Below are 18,399 nucleotides of genomic sequence, written 5' to 3'. Positions count from 1 at the left end.
GGTCATTGATGCCAGCGGGGGCAAATGACCGTTGGTCGGTCAGTTGACCACCTGATCGAGCATATTGACCACTTCCTGCTCGTTGAGCAGGCCCTTGCGCACCAGGTTTTGCGTCAGCAGCGAGAGAAACTTGGCGCTGCGATGACCTTCCAGGTGCTTGAGTTCGGTCAGTGCGTTGTACACCTTGCTGGAGGTGCACAGACCGACGATGCGGTGCGGGTTTTGCGTTGGCATGTGGTCGTCCTTGTTGTTATCAACCTGTTTTCGACGGACAGCACCGAGCTTGCGGATCTGTCATGACAAAAATATGACCGTTTTTCGCCGCACGGCAGAAAACCGGTCGAGTCCATCTTGCCCGTTTCTGCCGCGCGCACTGTCCCGATAGCGACCTTGGCGAGATTTATCCAGACCTGTACCGCCCAATGGGCATAAAAAAGGTAGTTCATGTCATTCCGGGAAACACCGATACCTGTAGGAGCTGCCGGAGGCTGCGATCTTTCGATTTTCAGCAATCTCCAGATCGCAAAAGCAAAATCAAAAGATCGCAGCCTTCGGCAGCTCCTACAGATGTTTCCGTGAAGTCCCATAAAAAAGCCCCGCTGTTTCAGCGGGGCTTGATGAATTCGTTACCAGCGGCCGTAGTGGGGGCCGTAGTAGCCGCGTGGCGGGCCGTAGTAACCACGGGGTGGCCCATAGTAGACCGGGGCCGGGCGGTAGTAGATCGGTTGCTGCACGTAGACCGGGGCCGGCTGGTAGTAAACCGGGGGCGGTGGCGCGTAATAAACCGGAGGCGGTGCTGCGTAGACCGGTTGTGGCGCGACATAGACCGGGCGGTTGGCGTTGATCAGAGCCGAACCTACGATGGCAGTACCGACGATCGCGCCAAACACCGCCGGACCCTGCCAGTAATTGCCACCACCATGGGCTTGCGCCTGTCCCGCGATAGCGAGGGCGCCGATCAGCAAGGCTACTGTGGGGATTTTACGGATCATGATAGTTCCTCGTTTCTTCAGCCCGGCGCCTGCGTCTGCAATAGACCCAGGGATTGTCGCGGGGATACTTCTAAGACAGCGTTTTTTCGAAAAACAGCACGGCCGCCGGGTAAATTTTGTGTAAGGTCTGTACCGACTTTCTTACCGACCTGCTCAAGCCTGTGCGTCCAGGCTTTCATGATCGATCAGATCCCGATGGACGGCTAATCCCGTCCATCCGAAAAGTGCATTTGAAGGAGCTTTGCCATGCAGATGAACCCCAACAAAGACACCCAGCTGTGCATGTCCCTTTCAGGGCGCCCCGGGAACTTTGGCCTGCGTTTTCATAATCATCTGTATGAACAACTGGGCCTGAATTTTTACTACAAGGCCTTTGCCAGCCAGGACCTGCCGGGCGCCGTCGCCGGCATTCGCGCCCTGCGCATTCGTGGTTGTGGCGTGTCGATGCCGTTCAAGGAAGCCTGCATTGCCCTGGTGGATGAGCTCGACGCCTCTGCCGCCGCCATTCAATCGATCAACACCATCGTCAACACCGACGGTCATCTCAAGGCCTACAACACCGATTACATCGCCGTTGCCCAGTTGCTGGAAAAACACCAGGTGCCCAAAGACTCGACCTTTGCCCTGCGCGGCAGCGGCGGCATGGCCAAGGCCGTGGCGAGCGCCTTGCGCGATGGCGGCTACGAGAACGGCCTGATCGTGGCCCGCAACGAGCGCGCCGGGCAGGCACTGGCGCAGTCGTTGGGCTATGAGTGGCAGGCAGAGCTGGGCAATCGTCGCCCGCAGATGCTGGTCAATGTCACCCCGATCGGCATGACGGGAGGGCCGGAGGCCGAGCAACTGGCCTTCGAGGGCGATGTGATCGAAAAAGCAGACACCGTCTTCGATGTGGTGGCGATCCCCTCGGAAACGCCGCTTATCGTGCGTGCCCGTGCCGAAGGCAAGCGGGTCATCACCGGGCTGGAAGTGATCGCGATCCAGGCATTGGAGCAATTTGTGCTCTATACCGGTGTACGGCCAACGGATGAGCAGTTCCAGAAGGCCGTGGCTTTTGCCCGCAGCTAGGAGGTGTCCATGCACCCGCCCATTCTCAATCTGAACACTGTCGAGCTTGAACCGCTGCCCGAAGGGTTTGCGCCGACCGGTGAAACCGCCGGTCGCTATCAACAGCGTCTGGCCCGAGTCGGTCAGCAACTGGGGGCGCAAAAGCTGGGATATCGCCTGTATGTGCTGGAGCCGGGCATGCGCGGCAGTCCGTTTCACAGCCATCGAGTCAACGAGGAAATGTTCTACGTCGTGGCCGGGGAAGGGCACGTTCGCCTGGGAGACGAGCGTTTTCCAATCCGCGCCGGAGATGTGATCGCCTGTCCACCGGGTGGGCCTGAAAAGGCCCATCAGATCATCAATACCAGCAACGGCGAGTTGCGGTATCTGGCCGTCAGCACCCAGCAATCGCCGGAGATCTGCGAATACCCGGATTCCGGCAAATATGCCGTGATGGATGACTTCAAAGTCGATGCCGAGGGTAATGCATCGGGATTTGTCGCGGTGGCCCGGCAGGCCGATGGGGTGGATTACTGGGACGGGGAGTAAGTTCTCACAGGTTCTGTGCCAATCACAAATGCCAGTCAGTCCACAGCTCCACTGTGGGAGCGGGCTTGCCCGCGAAAGCGTCGGCACATCCAGCATTGATGTGACTGACAATCCGCTTTCGCGAGCAAGCCCGCTCCCACAGGTTTTGTGTCAATCACAAAGCCAGTCAGCCCACAGGTTTTGTGTCAATCACAAATGCCAGTCGGTCCACCGATCCACTGTGGGAGCGGGCTTGCCCGCGAAAGCGTCGGCACATCCAGCATTGAGGTGACTGACAAACTGCTTTCGCGAGCAAGCCCGCTCCCACAGGTTTTGTGTCAATCTCAAATGTCAGTCAGCCCACAGGTTTTGTGCCAGGCAAAAATCCAGGCTATTCCAGCCGTGCCAACCGCTCTTCCAGCGCCGCAATTCGCGCTTCCAGCTCCTCGATCCGTTCAACCGAAACCCCACTGCTGCCGCGCTCGGACGGGTTCTGCCGGGCCGCCATGATTGCCTCGATATCCGCCGGATCACCCAGGGCGTGGGTGTAGCGGTCTTCGCGCTGGCCGGCCTGACGCGGTATCAGCACGGCCAGGCCCCTGGCAATCAGGCGTTCCAGTTGATGCACGACCTGTTCGGCGTCTTCGAATTCATGCATGCGGCCGCTGCGGGTCAGCAGTTCGTTGACGGTCTGCGGGCCGCGCAGAAACATCAGCCCGGTCAGGATCACCTGCGCCGGCACCAGTTCCAGGGCCTTGTCGACCTTGTGTTCCCAGCGGTCGGCACGGCTGCCCATCACCAGCCTGGCGAAGCCGCGTCCTTCGAGTGCACGCAGGCTCTGGCCGACCTGGCCCGGCGTCAGGTTCATCACCGGTTCGCGGCTGGTTTTCTGGTTGCAGGCGATCACCAGCGCATTGAGGGTCAGGGGATAGGTTTCCGGGCTGGTGGCCTTTTTCTCGATCAACGAACCCAGAATGCGGATTTCCGTGCTGTTGAGCCGTGGTTCGTCAAAAGTCGTCTCTTGCTCAGTGCTCATGGTTCTGCATCCTTAGCCGATTCATGTTTTTCACTTGCGTGGGTGCACTTTAGATGGGCAGGCGCCAATGGCAACAGAATTCGCTGTGTCATCAGGGCAATGATGACAAAAAGTGCATGGAATATTGACGCGATTTTTACAAACGGCCGGGCACCGTGTGCGAGGTCGCGCGAGTGTGTCCACGGGACGGGGCACTGTTGGCGTCATCGCCGTGAAAAGCTGAGTACTGCATCGAGTCGGCCGGTGTACGACACCTTGATTCGCCTCTGATAAAAGAAATCCAATAAAGGCGAGAGTGACTCCATGAGCCAAGACATTTTTGTATCCGTACTGATTCCCGCCAAGAACGAAGCGAACAACCTCAAGCCGCTCATTGAGGAAATCCGCGTGGCGCTGGCCGATGAGTCGTACGAAATCATCGTCGTCGACGATGGCAGCACCGATTCGACCCTGCAGGAACTGCGGCAGATCCGCCAGAGCGGGCTGAACACCCTGCGCATCCTCCATCACGAGCGGTCGCTGGGGCAGAGCACGTCGCTGTACCACGCCGCCCGCGAGGCCCGCGGGCAATGGCTGGCGACCCTCGATGGCGACGGCCAGAACGACCCGGCGGACATCCCCGGGATGCTGGCGCTGGTACGCGGCGAACCGGGCAAGGCCGATGTGCAGCTGGTCGCCGGGCACCGGGTCAATCGCCGCGACACCGCGAGCAAACGCTACGCCTCGCGGTTCGCCAACAACCTGCGCCGCCGCCTGCTCAAGGACGCCACCCCGGACACCGGTTGCGGCCTGAAGCTGATCGAGCGCGCGGCGTTCCTGCGCCTGCCATACTTCGACCACATGCACCGCTTCATTCCGGCGCTGATCCAGCGTCACAACGGGCGCATGATCGTGCACCCGGTCAACCACCGGCCGCGCACGGCCGGGGTGTCGAAATACGGCAACCTCGACCGCGCACTGGTCGGCATTCTCGATTTGTTCGGCGTCTGGTGGCTGATCAAGCGCACGCGGCTGAACACCATTGCCCAGGAGATAGAAGGATGAATCTCTCCCGCGAAGCCCTCTGGCTGGCCGTCGGTTTTGTTGGCCAGATCGCCTTTACCGGGCGGTTTGTCCTGCAGTGGCTGTACAGCGAGTACAAGAAACGCAGCGTGATCCCGGTGAGCTTCTGGTACCTGAGCATCGTCGGCAGCACTTTGTTGCTGGCCTATGCCATTTACCGCGAGGACCCCGTGTTCATCGTCGGGCAGGCCTTCGGCTCCCTTGTCTATTTTCGCAACCTGCAGTTGATCGCCAAAAGTAAAAGCCTGAAGGAGTAGGTCATGCGCGGATCGTTATCGACCCGAAATATTACGTTGCTCGTGGCCATCGCGGTTGCGTTGCTGTTTTTCTGGGGACTGGGCAGCGTGCCGTTCCTCAGTGTCAACGAGGCCCGCCGCGCCGTTACCGTGCGCGAAATGCGCGAGGCGGGTAGCTGGCTGCTGCCTTACATGAACGGCGACTTGTATCTCTCCAAGCCGCCGTTTTTCTATTGGGCCGGTCTGGTTTCAACGGCGGTGCTGGGCAGCTTGTCCGAGTGGAGCGTGCGCCTGCCTTCGGCGCTGGCTGCCGCCTTGTGCTGTTTTGGCACCTATCTGTACGGCGTCCGGCAGGCGGGGCGGCAGGTCGGATTGTTCGCCGTGGTGTTCCTGGCCGCGAACGGTGCCTTCAGCCTGTTCGCACGGCGCTCGGAAATCGAGATGCTATTGACTCTGCTGTGCTTCGGCGCGCTGCTGGCGGCCTGGCAGTTCATCTTCCTGCAGGGGCGGGCCCTGTGGAGTCGATTGAGCTACGTACTGCTGGGGTGCGCGCTGCTGACCAAAGGGCCGGTCTGCCTGTTGTGGGTGACGGCACCGATCCTGACCTATGCCTTGATTTACCGCGATGCCCGGGCCAAGGCTTATCTGTGTGACGGTTGGGGCTGGCTGATTGCCCTGGTGCTGGGCAGTTCCTGGTACGTGGCGGTGTCGGTGAGCCAGGGCTGGGGCATCTGGGCCTCGATCATCAGCGAAGACATCGTGAAGAAGATCGACGGGCAGGGCGCCGAGGCCTGGTATGCCTATCTGCTGTACCTGGCCGGTGATTTCTTCCCGTTCTGGCTGATCGTGTTTGTACAGCCGCGCAAGTTCTGGGCAATGATCCGCGCGCGCCGTGAGGCCGGCATGCTGCTGTGCTGCAGCCTGTTGCCGCTGCTGGTGTTTTCCCTGTTCACCGAAAAGCATGGCAAGTACCTGTTGCCGGTCTATCCGTCCATGGCGTTGCTGCTGGCGATGCACTGGTCGGCGCTGCTCGACGAACTGAAGGGGCGCTGGCGCACGGTCCTGGCCGTTGTGCCCTACGTGATGCTGGCCGGGTTCGTGGTGTTCTACATGTTCGTCGAAGCGCGGGTGTTGTCGCACCGGGTCGGCGGTCTTGAGCAGGTTGCCACGCTGGCCGACAGCCAGCCGGGGCAGAAGGCTTATACCCTCGGTGAGCCGGATATCCGCCTGGTCTATTACATGGGCCGGCCGGTGGCGCCGCTGACGGTGGCGCAGTTGCAGTCCGGGTCCCGTCCGGCGGGGCTGCTGTTCCTGCAAGAGCCTCTCGCGGCTGAACTGCAGAACCTGGCGTCGTGCCAGGTCGGTGAAATCAACCCGTACCTCAAGCCGCACCGTTCAGCGCTGCTTGTGCGCATGGGGGGCGACTGTCGCTGATCGGCTTCCCGGCTGAGCAGTCACCGCAGCACATCACCCGTTCGGACTAGGCAGGGCTAACGATTCTGCCGCGTCCGGGCGGCGCCAAACTTCATGCTCAAAGGGGTGTTGCGCCATGCGCGCCCCGCCAAACGAGCAGAAGGCGCCGCGATGGAGTTTGCATTCAGCGACGAACAGGAAATGATCCGCGCATCGGCCGAGGGCTTCCTCGCCGATGTCTCGGATTCAGCCGCCGTGCGGGCGGCAATGGTCAGTGAACGGGGCTTCGATGAAGCCCTCTGGCAGCGGTTGTGCCAGGAAATGTACTGGCCCGCCATTCATATCCCCGAAACCTACGGTGGCCTTGGCCTGGGCTTTGTCGAGCTGACGATCCTGCTCGAGCAGATGGGCCGGCGTTTGCTGTGCTCGCCGTTTTTCGCCACCGCCTGCATGGCCACACCCGCGCTGTTGCTGGCCGCCAATGATGAACAGAAACAGCGCTGGTTGCCGTCGATCGCCGATGGCAGCGTGACGGCGACCCTGGCGTTCAGCAGTGCCAACGGCTGGTCGGCCGACGATGTCCAGGCAACGGTGGTGGCCGAAGGCGACGGGTTTGTCCTCGATGGCACGCTCAAGCATGTGCTCGATGGGCATGGCGCTGATCTGTTGATCATTGCCGCACGACAACCCGGAACCACTGGCGAAAAGGGTATCAGCCTGTTTGCCGTGAGCGCCGCAAGCGCAGGCATCGAGCGGCAGATGTTGCCGACCATGGACCAGACCCGACGTCAGGCGCGGATCCAGCTCAAGGGCCTGTACCTTGAAGCTGACGCGCTGCTGGGTGAGTTCGGTCACGGCTGGCCGCACCTTGAGCGCGTCCTGCAACTGGCCTGCATCGGCCTGGCTGCCGAACAGACCGGCGGCGCGCAGCAGGTGCTCGACCTCAGCGTGGCCTACATGCAGGAACGCCAACAGTTCGGGCGCCCGATTGCCAGTTTCCAGGCCCTCAAACACCGCGCCGCCGACATGATGCTGCAAGTCGAATGCGCGCGATCGGCCAGTTACTATGCCGCGTGCGTGGCCCAGGAAGTCCTTGATCCCCAGGGCGATCCGCAGGTCGCGGCCGAACTGCCGCTGGCGGCGGCGCTGGTCAAGGCACAGTGCTCCGAGACCTATTTCGACTGCGCGTCCGAGGCGATCCAGTTGCATGGCGGCGTCGGTTTCACCTGGGAATACGACCCGCACCTCTACTTCAAGCGCGCCCGCGCCAGCGAGAGCTTCCTCGGGCTACCGGCCTGGCATCGCGAGCGGATTGCTTCGGTGATTCTTGGAGAGCAGCCATGAAAATCAGTTTCAGCGAACAGGACGAACGCTTCCGCCAGGAAGTGGCCGACTGGATGAGCGCCAACCTTTGCGGCGAATTCGAAGCCCTGCGCTTTCGCGGCGGTCCGGGCGATGAGCACATGTTTCCCGAAGAGCGCAAAGCCTGGGAGCGCAAGCTCGCCGAGGGTGGCTGGACCTGCGTCGGCTGGGCGCCGGAACATGGCGGGCGTGGCTTGTCGATCACCCGGCAAGTGATTTTCCACGAAGAATACGCCCGCGCCGGCGGCCCCGGTCGCATGGGCCATATCGGCGAAGGCCTGGCCGGGCCGACCATTGCCGCGTTCGGCACGGTTGAACAGCAACAGCGCTTTTTGCCGGGAATCGTCAGCGGCACGTCGTTCTGGTGCCAGGGCTATTCGGAGCCGGGCGCCGGTTCCGACCTGGCCAACGTCAAGACCCGCGCCACGCTGGATGAGGCGAGCGGCCAATGGGTGATCAATGGCCAGAAAGTCTGGACATCCCTGGCCCACGAATCGGACTGGTGCTTTGTCATCGCTCGTACGGAACCTGGCAGCGTCGGCCATCGCGGCCTGTCGTTCCTGCTGGTGCCGATGGCCCAGGCGCAAATCACCGTGCGGCCTATCGAGCAACTGACCGGCACCTCGGAGTTCAACGAAGTGTTCTTCGACGATGCCCGCACTGACGCCGCCAACATCATCGGCGCGCCGGGCGACGGCTGGAAGATCGCCATGGCGCTGCTCGGTTTCGAGCGCGGTGTGTCGACCCTCGGCCAGCAGATGCAGTTTCAGAACGAACTGAACGAAATCATCGCCATTGCTAAAGCCAACGGTGCCGACCGCGATCCGATCCTGCGCCAGCGCCTGGCCGAAGCCTGGAGCGGGTTGCGGATCATGCGCTACAACTCGCTGCGCATGCTTTCGGGTAGCCAGGACGGTTCGCTGCGCAAAGAGGCGACCATCTACAAGCTGTTCTGGTCGACCTGGCACGCCAGCCTCGGCAAGTTGGCGATGGACGTACTCGGCGCCGAAGCGGAATTGCTCGAAGCGGCGCCTTACCAACTGACTCGCTTGCAGTCGCTGTACCTGTTCAGCCGCGCCGACACCCTGTACGGCGGCAGCAACGAAATCCAGCGCAACATCATCGCCGAGCGTGCCTTGGGCATGCCCAAAGAGCCGCGTCCGCGCGTCTGAAAGGAGAGAGTTCATGTCTGTACCTCAATATGTTGAAGGGCGCGGCCTGCTGCGCGGCAAGTCGGTACTGATCACCGCGGCGGCGGGTGCCGGGATCGGTTTTTCCGCCGCCGTGCGCGCTGCCGAAGAAGGTTGCCGGGCGCTGATGATCAGCGATATCCATGAAGGTCGGTTGGCCGAAGCAGTGCTGAAAATTCGCGAAACCACCGGGCTGCAGCAGGTCTTCGGCCAGGTCTGCAACGTCGCCGACGAAGCCCTGGTGCAGCAGCTGATTGCCTGCGCCGAGCGCGATCTGCAAGGCGTCGATGTGCTGATCAACAATGCCGGCCTCGGCGGCTCGCGCCTGCTGGTGGAGATGGGCGACGAAGAGTGGAACCGGGTGCTGGATGTGACGCTCACCGGCACCATGCGCATGACCCGCGCCATGCTGCCGAAAATGATGGAGCGGCGTGCCGGGGTCATCGTCAACAACGCCTCGGTACTGGGCTGGCGCGCGCAGAAAGAACAGGCGCACTACGCCGCGGCCAAGGCCGGCGTCATGGCGCTGACTCGCTGTGCAGCGGTCGAAGCCGCGGACTATGGCATCCGCATCAATGCGGTCAGCCCGAGCATCGCCCTGCACGATTTCCTGCGCAAATCCGCGCCTCAGGCGGTGCTCGATCAACTTGCCGCCAACGAAGCCTTCGGCCGCGCCGCCGAAGTCTGGGAAGTGGCCAACGTGATGATGTTCCTGGCCAGCGACTACAGCTCCTACATGACCGGCGAAGTGTTGTCGGTATCCAGCCAGAGGGCGTGACCATGCCACGTATTTTCGACACGCCGATGGCCCTGTTCGAAGCCGTTGGCCAATCGCTCGGCGTCAGCGACTGGTTGCTGCTGGAGCAAGACCGCATCGACCGGTTCGCCGACGCCACTGGCGATCACCAGTGGATTCACGTCGATCCGCTCAAGGCCGCCGATGGCCCGTTTGGCGCCTGCATCGCCCATGGCTACCTGAGCCTGTCACTGGTCAACCTGTTCCTGCCGCAGATCGTCGAAGTCCGTGGCCTGGCCATGGGCGTCAACTACGGCTGCGAGCGGGTGCGCTTCCCCTCGGTGGTACGCGTCGGTTCGCGGGTGCGCGGCAGTGCGCAATTGATCGCGGTCGAGGAAGTGAAGGGCGGCGTGCAGGCGACCATCCGCGTCAGCGTCGACATCGACGGCGAGGAACGCCCCGGCTGTGTGGTCGACACCATCAGTCGCTATTACCCGGCCTGACCTTCAACAGCATTTTCGAGGAATCCAGCATGAAAGAAGCCGTCATCGTTTCGACCGCCCGTACTCCGATCGGCAAGGCCTTTCGCGGTGCGTTCAATGACACCGAGGCGCCGCAACTGGGTGGCCACGTGGTGCGCGAAGCCGTACGTCGCGCGGGCATCGAGCCGGGTGAAGTGGACGACGTGATCATTGGCGCCGCCGCACAGCAGGGTACGCAGTCCTACAACCTGGGACGCCTGTGCGCGATCGCCGGCGGCTTGCCGGCATCGGTTGCCGGGATGGCCGTCGAGCGCCAGTGCTCGTCGGGCCTGATGAGCATCGCCATGGCCGCCAAAGGCATCATGTGCGACGAAATCGACATCGCCGTGGCCGGTGGCCTGGAGTCGATTTCCCTGGTGCAGAACAAGCACAAGAACCTCTATCGCAACCAGTCGGCTTCGGTGATCGAGCTGGACCCGCACGCCTACATCCCGATGATCGAAACCGCCGAGATCGTCTCCGCGCGCTATGGCATCTCCCGCGACGAGCAGGACGAATACAGCTACCAGAGCCAACTGCGTACCGCACAGGCCCAGAGCGCCGGGCGCTTTGACCGGGAACTCGCGCCGCTGGCCAGTCGCAAGGCACTGTTCGACAAGGCCACCGGTGAAACCAGTTATGAAACCGTGACCTTGCTGCGTGACGAATGCAACCGTATCGACACCACCCTCCAGAGCCTGAATGCACTTGAGCCGGTATGGCCGGGCGGTCAGTGGAGCGACAAGGGGCGTTTTATCACTGCCGGCAATGCCTCGCAGTTGTCCGACGGTGCGTCGGCCTCGGTGTTGATGAGCGCGAAAATGGCCGAGAAGCGCGGCCTGGAACCGCTGGGGATCTATCGCGGCATGGCGGTCGCCGGTTGCAATTCCGACGAGATGGGCATCGGCCCGGTCTACGCCATTCCCAAGCTGCTCAATCGCCACGGCCTGACCATGGACCACATCGGCCTCTGGGAGTTGAACGAAGCGTTCGCCTGTCAAGTGCTGTACTGCCGCGACACCCTGGGCATTCCCGCCGAGCGCCTGAACGTCAACGGCGGGGCGATTTCCATCGGCCATCCATTCGGCATGTCCGGGGCGCGGATGGTCGGCCATGCGTTGGTCGAAGGCCAGCGTCGCGGTTTGCGCTATGTGGTGGTGAGCATGTGCATCGGTGGCGGCATGGGCGCCGCCGCCCTGTTCGAGGTGGTCTGAATGATCAGCGCACAGCAGATCCAGACGACCATGGCGCGTTATGTGGAGCTGGTGGATGCCGGCGACATCGAAGGCATCCTCGCGCTCTACGCCAAGGACGCCACCGTTGAAGACCCGGTCGGCCAGGCGCCGTTGCAGGGCATCGACGCCATCGCGCGTTTTTATCGTGAAGGACTGGGGGCGATGAAGGTCTCGGCAACCCGGACCGGCCCGGTGCGCGCGACGCTCAACGGTTGCGGGGCGATACCGTTCCGGGTCGACATGGAGTGGGGCGGGCAACCGTGCTCGCTGCATGTGATTGATGTGATGGAGTTCGATGCCGACGAAAAGATCCGCTCGATGAAAGCCTACTGGAGTGAAGTTAACGTAACTGCGCGAGGTGAAGCATGAACCTGGAACAGCGGATCGCCCGCCTGGAAGCGCTGGAGGACATCCGCCAGCTCAAGCATCGCTACCTCAACGCCTGCGACCTCAAGCAGGTCGAGGTGATTGCCGACTGCTTTGCCGAGGGTGAAGTGCTGATCGATTACGGTCCGTTGGGGATCTTTCGTGAGCGCGACAGTTTTGTCGCGCTGTACGGTGAACTGGCCTGCCATGCGCGGGTGATCGACCTGCATCATGGCGCCAACCCGGAAATCGAGGTGCTGGACGAGGATCAGGCCCGGGGCCGTTGGGCCCTGTGGTATTTCAACCTGGATGGCGAGAGCGGGGCGACGCGGCAGTTGGGCGGCTTCTATAAGGACCGTTACCAGCGTATCGCCGGCCAATGGAAGATCGTCGCCACCCATTTTACCGCTCACTCGGAAGTGGCGCGCCCTTGAACACTGGCGACAATTGTGGCGAGGGAGCTTGCTCTCGCTGGCGGTGTGTCAGGCAACATTGATGTTGGATGTTCCGGCCCCTTCGCGAGCAAGCCCGCTCCCACTGGTTTTAGGGTGAGCCTGGTATTTGCGCACACCCCAATCCCCCTGTGGGAGCGGGCTTGCCCGCGAAGGCGGCGTGTCAGGCGACATCAATGTTGGATGTGCTCAAAGCCATATCAGAATTCTGCGTCCGGCCGGTTTCGTAGTACGCCTTGAGGTTCTCGGCAATCTGCCTCACGACCTTGTCGAAGGCCTTGGCCAGCAGCCACTCTGCCAACCGGCCACCGCGCAGGCTGTAACGCATTTGCAGGGTGATGCGGGTCGCACTGCCTTCGGCTTGCAGGGCATAGCTGAAGCTGGCCTCGCGAAACGGAAAGGGCGAACCATTGCTGCCTTTGTGCAATAGCAGCACGAACCCCGTGCCTTCCTGCCACTGCATCACGCTTTCATCCAGGTACTGACCGCCCTTGCGCAACACACGGCGACTGGCGCCGACACCTTCCGTTGCGCCGGGATGAAACTGGCAACCGGTCAGCCCTGGCACGTAGTGCGGGGCGAGGCTCAGGTCGCGCAGTTTGGTCCAGGCGGCTTGTGGCGGGAGATTGAGTAAAACACTGTGGCTGGCGATTGCGGGCATGTCGGAACTCCTTTTGTTATTCGAATGCTGGAAAGATCGCAGCCTGCGGCAGCTCCTACAGGTACGGCATTATCTTGTGTAGGAGCTGCCGCAGGCTGCGATCTTTTCAGGATTGTGCCGCGCCGAGAAACGCCGGTCGCTCGCCGGCACCGTGCACCGCAATGTCCGCGCCGCTGACATAACGGGCCAAAGACGACGCCAGGTACAGGCAGGTATCGCCAATGTCCTCCGGGGTCGCCAGGCGTTGCAATGGAATGGTCGCCGCCACCCGGGCAATGCCCGCGTCGTCACCATAATGCATGGCCGCCTGTTCGGTGAGAATCAGCCCGGCGGTGACCGCATTGACCCGCACCTTCGGCGCCCATTCCACCGCCAGCGAGGTGGTCAGGTTCAGCAGACCGGCCTTGGCCGCGCCATAGGCGGCGGTGCCGGGGGAGGGGCGGGTGGCGCTGACGCTGCAGATATTGATGATCGCGCCGCCGTCGGGCTGGGCCTGCATCGCCTGGTTGGCCTGCTGGCACAGGTTCAGTGGTGCGATGAGGTTCAAGCGAATGATCGCTTCACTGAAACGGGGAGATGCCGTGGCCGCGTCGGCATTCGGTGAGCCGCCGGCGTTGTTGACCAGCACATCGAGGCGGCCGAAACGCTCGACGATCTGTGCGATCAAGCGTCCGGATTGTTCGACATCCCGCAGGTCGCAGGGCACGAACAGCGCCTCGCGCCCGCCGCTGGCAGGCAAGGATGGCGGGGCTTCGCGACCGCAGATCACCACTTCGGCGCCACAGTCCAGAAAGCGCTGAGTAATGCCGCGACCCACACCTTTGCCACCGCCGGTGACCAGTACCACTTTGCCGCGAAAGTCCATTGGATCAAGCATGGGAATTCTCTTTTTGCCGCTCGGGAATGCCGTCGATGCTAGGTCTGTGGTCCCTGTAATCCAACGTCCGATGAGACTAGGGCCTTCTGTAGGAGCGAGCCTGCTCGCGATGGACGTCAACGATAACGCGTAAAACCTGATGCCCCACGGTGTCCTGGCGTTTTTCGCGAGCAGGCTCGCTCCTACAGGGGCGTAGTCCTGTCGGACGATGTTGCGCACCCGGCCCGCCTGAATAATCCGACTACAACAACAGGCCGGGAGGACACCTTATGGGCGCTTCAGCGCAAGGGCACTTCGTTACGCTGCCGGATGGTTTGCAGCTGCGCTATGTGGATACAAGCGGGAAGGATGGCGGCAACGGCGAGCCGGTGATTTTCATCCATGGCAGCGGGCCGGGCGCCAGCGGTCACAGCAACTTCAAGCAGAACTACCCGGTGTTTGCCGAGGCCGGTTACCGGGTCATCGTTCCCGACCTGCCTGGCTACGGCGCCTCGGACAAACCCGACACCCTCTACACCCTGGACTTCTTTGTCGCGGCCCTGAGCGGTTTGCTCGATGCCCTCGACATCCAGCGTTGTGTGCTGGTTGGCAACTCCCTGGGCGGCGCGATCGCGATCAAACTGGCCCTCGACCAACCGCAGCGTGTCAGCCGTCTGGTGCTGATGGCGCCCGGTGGCCTGATGGAAAAGGAACAGTATTACCTGCAGATGGAAGGCATCCAGAAAATGGGCGCGGCCTTCGCCAAGGGTGAGCTGAACGATGCGGCGGGCATGCGTCGGCTGCTGGCTCTGCAACTGTTCGACGAAAGCCTGATCAGCGACGAGACGGTCGACGAGCGCGTGGCCGTGGTGCAACAGCAGCCGGTGTGCGTGCTGTCGACCATGCAGGTGCCGAACATGACGTCGCGCCTGGGTGAGTTGCAGTGCCCGATCCTCGGTTTCTGGGGCATGAACGACAAGTTCTGCCCGTCCTCCGGTGCCCTGACCATGCTTGAACACTGCAGCAAAATCCGTTTCGTGATGCTCAGCGAGTGCGGGCATTGGGTTCAGGTCGAGCACCGTGACTATTTCAACAGCCAGTGCCTGGCGTTTCTTCAGGAGGCCCGCGGATGAGCGTGCAATTGCGCCGTGAGTTCGGCGAAGAGCTTTATCAGGCGCTGCGCAGCGGCTCCACCCTGGCGCCGCTGACCGAGCGTTGGCCGTCGATCAGCATCGAAGACGCCTATCACATTTCCCTGTACGCCATTGAGCGTCGGGTCGCGGCCGGTGACCAGATCGTCGGCAAGAAGATCGGGGTGACCTCGGCGGCAGTGCAGCAGATGCTCAACGTGCATCAGCCGGATTTTGGCTTCATCACCCGGCAGATGTCGTTCGATGACGATGCGCGCATTTCCCTGTCGGCGAACAAACTGATCCAGCCCCGCGCCGAGGGCGAAATCGCCTTCAAGCTCAAGCGCGACCTGGTCGGCCCCGGCATCACCGAAGCCGATGTGCTGGACGCCACCGAATACGTGATGCCGTGCTTCGAGATCGTCGACTCGCGGATTCACGACTGGCGCATCCGCATCCAGGACACGGTCGCTGATAACGCCTCCTGCGGCGTATTCGTACTGGGCGACAGCAAGGTCGACCCCCGCGAGCTGGACCTGCCGAACTTGCACATGCGTGTGTTCAAGAACGGTGAACCCCTGAGCGAAGGCCTGGGTTCGGCGGTGCAGGGCAATCCATTGACGGCGGTGGCCTGGCTGGCCAACACCCTGGGTGCCTTCGGCATTCCGTTCAAGGCCGGGGAAATCATCCTGTCCGGCTCCCTGGTGCCACTGGAACCGGCCCGTGCCGGCGACCGCTTTTCTCTGACCATCGATGGCCTGGGCAGTGCCCGGGTGTCTTTCTGCGCCTGACTTTTGGAGTTTGACCCCATGAGCAAAAAACTCAGAGCGGCCATTATCGGCCCGGGCAATATCGGCACCGATCTGCTGATGAAAATGTGTCGATCGGAATGGATCGAGCCGGTATGGATGGTTGGCGTCGACCCCGAATCCGAAGGCCTGAAACGTGCCCGGGAAATGGGCATCAAAACCACCGCCGGCGGAGTCGACGGCTTGCTGCCGCACGTGCTCGACGATGATATTCGCATCGCTTTCGACGCCACCTCGGCCTATGTGCACGCGGAAAACAGCCGCAAGCTCAACGAGCTTGGGGTGATCATGATCGACCTCACGCCGGCGGCCATCGGCCCGTTCTGCGTGCCGCCGGTCAACCTCAAGGAGCACGCGTCGAGCCTGGCAATGAACGTCAACATGGTCACCTGCGGTGGCCAGGCGACCATCCCGATGGTGGCGGCGGTGTCGCGGGTGCAACCGGTGAGCTACGGCGAAATCGTTGCCACCGTCTCTTCCGGTTCGGTCGGCCCGGGCACCCGACAGAACATCGACGAATTCACCCGCACCACCGCCGGTGCGGTGGAGAAGATCGGCGGTGCCCGACGCGGTAAAGCCATCATCGTCATCAACCCGGCCGAGCCGCCGCTGATGATGCGCGACACCATCCACTGCCTGACCGATGACGAGCCGAACCAGGATGCGATCCGCACCTCGGTACTGGAAATGGTTCGCGAGGTGCAGCGCTATGTGCCCGGCTACAAGCTGATCAACGGGCCGGTGTTCGACGGGCGCAAGGTGTCGATCTTCATCGAAGTCGAAGGCCTCGGCGATTTCCTGCCCAAGTCCGCCGGCAACCTCGACATCATGACCGCCGCCGGTTTGCGCACGGCCGAGATGTTCGCCGAAGAAGCCCACAAGGGCACCCTGCAACTGCCTGTCCGTTGAGTGGAGAATTGCCATGAATTTGCAAGGTAAGAGCGTCCGTCTGCATGACATGAGCCTGCGCGACGGCATGCACGCCAAACAGCATCAGATCAGCATTGAACAAATGGTCTCGGTGGCCACCGGTCTCGATGCGGCCGGTGTGCCGCTGATCGAAATCACCCACGGCGATGGCCTGGGCGGTGCGTCGCTGAACTACGGTTTCCCGGCCCACAGCGACGAAGAGTACTTCGCTGCGGTGATCCCGCAGATGAAACAGGCCAAGGTTTCGGCTCTGTTGTTGCCGGGGATCGGTACGCTTGATCATCTGAAAATGGCCCATGAACACGGCGTATCCACGATTCGCGTGGCGACCCATTGCACCGAAGCGGACGTGTCCGGCCAGCACATCGGCATGTCGGCGAAGATGGGCCTGGACACCGTCGGTTTCCTGATGATGGCGCACATGGTCAGCCCGGAGAAACTGCTGGAGCAGGCGCGGCTGATGGAAAGCTACGGCGCCAATTGCATCTACTGCACCGACTCGGCCGGCTACATGCTGCCCGATGAAGTGACGCAAAAGATCGGTGCCCTGCGTGCCGGCCTGAACGCCGGGACTGAAGTCGGCTTCCACGGCCACCACAACATGGGCATGGCCATCGCCAACTCCCTGGCCGCCATCGAGGCCGGTGCTGCACGCATCGACGGGTCCGTTGCGGGCCTTGGCGCGGGTGCGGGCAACACGCCGCTGGAAGTGTTCGTCGCGGTGCTGGAGCGCATGGGGGTCAACAGTGGCGTGGATCTGTACAAGATCATGGACGTGGCCGAAGACCTGGTGGTGCCGATGATGGACCAGCCGATCCGCCTCGACCGCGATGCGCTGACGTTGGGTTATGCCGGGGTCTACAGCTCGTTCCTGCTGTTCGCCAAACGGGCTGAGCAGAAGTACGGGATTGCTGCTCGGGAGCTATTGGTGGAACTGGGCCGACGCGGGACCGTGGGTGGGCAGGAGGACATGATTGAAGACCTGGCGTTGACCTTGTCGCGGGCCCGTGGGGTATTGCCAACCTGATCCATGCAGCAACGAAAAAACCACCGATGATTCGGTGGTTTTTTTATGCCCGGTGAAATTTTGCGCTCAAGGCAACAGATTACGTACCAGCGGTGGATAACAATTGATCGCCGTGCTCGCACAGCTGAAATACGCCGTGGTCGGTCGATAGGCTTCGTTTTTGAACAGTTGGCACAGGCTGGTGGACGCGCCAGCACAGACGATGATGAACAGAGCACAAGTGGATTTGCGCATGGTGGGTCTCGACACGGTTTTATTGTTGTAGAGACAGGTTAGGGCGGCGGATGGCGAGCGGCTTCGTCCGAATGGACTAGTTGATCAATGTGAAGCTCCGCGGATCCCTTGTGTAGGCGCTGTCGAGTGCAACGAGGCTGCGATCTTTTGATTTTCAAGAGCGAGATCAAGAGATCGCAGCCTTCGGCAGCTCCTACAAGGATGGGTGTGTCAATCACGGTGTAACAGCGCCGCAATGCCCACTGTAGGAGCTGTCGAGTGCAACGAGGCTGCGATCTTTTGATTTCAAGAGCAAGGTCAAGAGATCGCAGCCTGCGGCAGCTCCTACAAGGATGGGTGTATCAATCACGGTGTAACAGCGCGGCAATGCCCACTGTAGGAGCTGTCGAGTGCAACGAGGCTGCGATCTTTTGATTTTCAAGGGCAAGATCAAGAGATCGCAGCCTGCGGCAGCTCCTACAAGGATGGGGGTATCAATCACGGTGTAACAGCGCCGCAATCTCTTCTGTAGGAGCTGTCGAGTGCAACGAGGCTGCGATCTTTTGATTTTCAAGAGCAAGGTCAAGAGATCGCAGCCTT

Annotated in this window: 22 protein-coding genes; 16 read left to right on the top strand and 6 right to left on the bottom strand. The window is 61.8% G+C overall.

The window, feature by feature from the left end; all coding sequences use genetic code 11:
• Positions 1–39: 39 nt before the first annotated feature.
• Both ACEN83_RS21060 and ACEN83_RS21055 read right to left on the bottom strand, forming a co-directional pair.
• Positions 40–234, bottom strand: a complete 195-nt coding sequence (locus ACEN83_RS21060; RefSeq protein ID WP_007976845.1) for a hypothetical protein — start codon at positions 232–234, stop codon at positions 40–42.
• 392 nt (positions 235–626) lie between these two features.
• Positions 627–992: a hypothetical protein gene (locus tag ACEN83_RS21055; protein WP_103395354.1), complete on the bottom strand. Its 366-nt coding sequence runs from the start codon at positions 990–992 to the stop codon at positions 627–629.
• A gap of 246 nt (positions 993–1,238) precedes the next feature.
• On the opposite strand from ACEN83_RS21055, the gene ACEN83_RS21050 reads away from it, so the two are divergent.
• Positions 1,239–2,057, top strand: coding sequence for a shikimate 5-dehydrogenase (locus ACEN83_RS21050; protein ID WP_495578309.1), 819 nt, complete (start codon positions 1,239–1,241; stop codon positions 2,055–2,057).
• 9 nt (positions 2,058–2,066) lie between these two features.
• Entirely contained in the window at positions 2,067–2,585 is a 519-nt protein-coding gene (locus tag ACEN83_RS21045; protein ID WP_495578308.1) for a cupin domain-containing protein, read from the top strand.
• Between the two features lie 370 nt (positions 2,586–2,955).
• Here ACEN83_RS21045 and ACEN83_RS21040 read toward each other — a convergent pair whose 3' ends face one another.
• Entirely contained in the window at positions 2,956–3,600 is a 645-nt protein-coding gene (locus ACEN83_RS21040) for a YceH family protein (protein ID WP_116581577.1), read from the bottom strand.
• A gap of 303 nt (positions 3,601–3,903) precedes the next feature.
• Here ACEN83_RS21040 and ACEN83_RS21035 point away from each other — a divergent pair, with 303 nt between their 5' ends.
• The 10 genes from ACEN83_RS21035 (at position 3,904) to ACEN83_RS20990 (ending at position 12,155) form a co-directional block, all read left to right on the top strand.
• Positions 3,904–4,644: a glycosyltransferase family 2 protein gene (locus tag ACEN83_RS21035; RefSeq protein ID WP_495578307.1), complete on the top strand. Its 741-nt coding sequence runs from the start codon at positions 3,904–3,906 to the stop codon at positions 4,642–4,644.
• Positions 4,641–4,919, top strand: a complete 279-nt coding sequence (locus ACEN83_RS21030) for a lipid-A-disaccharide synthase N-terminal domain-containing protein (RefSeq protein ID WP_258681886.1) — start codon at positions 4,641–4,643, stop codon at positions 4,917–4,919. The genes ACEN83_RS21035 and ACEN83_RS21030 overlap by 4 nt, the downstream gene beginning before the upstream one ends.
• A gap of 3 nt (positions 4,920–4,922) precedes the next feature.
• Positions 4,923–6,332, top strand: a complete 1,410-nt coding sequence (locus tag ACEN83_RS21025; protein ID WP_007976858.1) for an ArnT family glycosyltransferase — start codon at positions 4,923–4,925, stop codon at positions 6,330–6,332.
• A 150-nt stretch (positions 6,333–6,482) separates the two neighbouring features.
• Positions 6,483–7,655 (top strand): acyl-CoA dehydrogenase family protein, encoded by a 1,173-nt coding sequence (locus ACEN83_RS21020; protein WP_495578306.1) that lies wholly within the window; start codon positions 6,483–6,485, stop codon positions 7,653–7,655.
• A complete protein-coding gene (locus ACEN83_RS21015) occupies positions 7,652–8,845 on the top strand; it encodes an acyl-CoA dehydrogenase family protein (RefSeq protein ID WP_495578305.1) in 1,194 nt (397 codons plus the stop codon). Before ACEN83_RS21020 ends, ACEN83_RS21015 begins: the two co-directional genes overlap by 4 nt.
• Before the next feature lie 13 nt (positions 8,846–8,858).
• Entirely contained in the window at positions 8,859–9,641 is a 783-nt protein-coding gene (locus ACEN83_RS21010; RefSeq protein ID WP_495578304.1) for an SDR family oxidoreductase, read from the top strand.
• A gap of 2 nt (positions 9,642–9,643) precedes the next feature.
• Positions 9,644–10,102, top strand: a complete 459-nt coding sequence (locus ACEN83_RS21005; RefSeq protein ID WP_007976864.1) for a MaoC family dehydratase — start codon at positions 9,644–9,646, stop codon at positions 10,100–10,102.
• 29 nt (positions 10,103–10,131) lie between these two features.
• The gene (locus ACEN83_RS21000; RefSeq protein ID WP_495578303.1) at positions 10,132–11,334 is read left to right on the top strand and encodes an acetyl-CoA C-acyltransferase; all 1,203 of its coding nucleotides are present in this window, start codon (positions 10,132–10,134) and stop codon (positions 11,332–11,334) included.
• Complete coding sequence (locus ACEN83_RS20995) at positions 11,335–11,724, top strand: nuclear transport factor 2 family protein (RefSeq protein WP_495578302.1); 390 nt, start codon at positions 11,335–11,337, stop codon at positions 11,722–11,724.
• Positions 11,721–12,155 carry a nuclear transport factor 2 family protein gene (locus ACEN83_RS20990; protein WP_495578301.1) on the top strand — a complete coding sequence of 145 codons (435 nt, stop codon included), beginning with the start codon at positions 11,721–11,723 and terminating at the stop codon, positions 12,153–12,155. Before ACEN83_RS20995 ends, ACEN83_RS20990 begins: the two co-directional genes overlap by 4 nt.
• 181 nt (positions 12,156–12,336) lie before the next feature.
• Here the strand turns inward: ACEN83_RS20990 and ACEN83_RS20985 are convergent, their stop codons facing one another.
• A complete protein-coding gene (locus tag ACEN83_RS20985; protein WP_495578300.1) occupies positions 12,337–12,834 on the bottom strand; it encodes an SRPBCC family protein in 498 nt (165 codons plus the stop codon).
• A 106-nt stretch (positions 12,835–12,940) separates the two neighbouring features.
• Positions 12,941–13,711, bottom strand: coding sequence for an SDR family oxidoreductase (locus ACEN83_RS20980; protein WP_495578299.1), 771 nt, complete (start codon positions 13,709–13,711; stop codon positions 12,941–12,943).
• A gap of 269 nt (positions 13,712–13,980) precedes the next feature.
• Between ACEN83_RS20980 and ACEN83_RS20975 the strand changes: the two genes are divergently transcribed.
• The 4 genes from ACEN83_RS20975 to dmpG are packed head-to-tail and all read left to right on the top strand — an operon-like array spanning position 13,981 to position 17,586.
• A complete protein-coding gene (locus tag ACEN83_RS20975; protein ID WP_495578298.1) occupies positions 13,981–14,823 on the top strand; it encodes an alpha/beta fold hydrolase in 843 nt (280 codons plus the stop codon).
• Positions 14,820–15,611: a fumarylacetoacetate hydrolase family protein gene (locus tag ACEN83_RS20970; protein WP_495578297.1), complete on the top strand. Its 792-nt coding sequence runs from the start codon at positions 14,820–14,822 to the stop codon at positions 15,609–15,611. The genes ACEN83_RS20975 and ACEN83_RS20970 overlap by 4 nt, the downstream gene beginning before the upstream one ends.
• 18 nt (positions 15,612–15,629) lie before the next feature.
• Complete coding sequence (locus tag ACEN83_RS20965) at positions 15,630–16,538, top strand: acetaldehyde dehydrogenase (acetylating) (RefSeq protein ID WP_477799956.1); 909 nt, start codon at positions 15,630–15,632, stop codon at positions 16,536–16,538.
• 13 nt (positions 16,539–16,551) lie between these two features.
• A complete protein-coding gene (gene dmpG, locus ACEN83_RS20960; protein WP_102702278.1) occupies positions 16,552–17,586 on the top strand; it encodes a 4-hydroxy-2-oxovalerate aldolase in 1,035 nt (344 codons plus the stop codon).
• 66 nt (positions 17,587–17,652) lie between these two features.
• On the opposite strand, the gene ACEN83_RS20955 is transcribed toward dmpG, so the two are convergent.
• Entirely contained in the window at positions 17,653–17,820 is a 168-nt protein-coding gene (locus ACEN83_RS20955; protein ID WP_007976884.1) for a hypothetical protein, read from the bottom strand.
• Between the last annotated feature and the right edge of the window lie 579 nt (positions 17,821–18,399).

The organism is Pseudomonas sp. Pseusp49 (genome assembly GCF_059491875.1).
The sequence above is the reverse complement of the archived record's forward strand: the minus strand, read 5'-3'. Positions and strand labels throughout refer to the sequence as shown.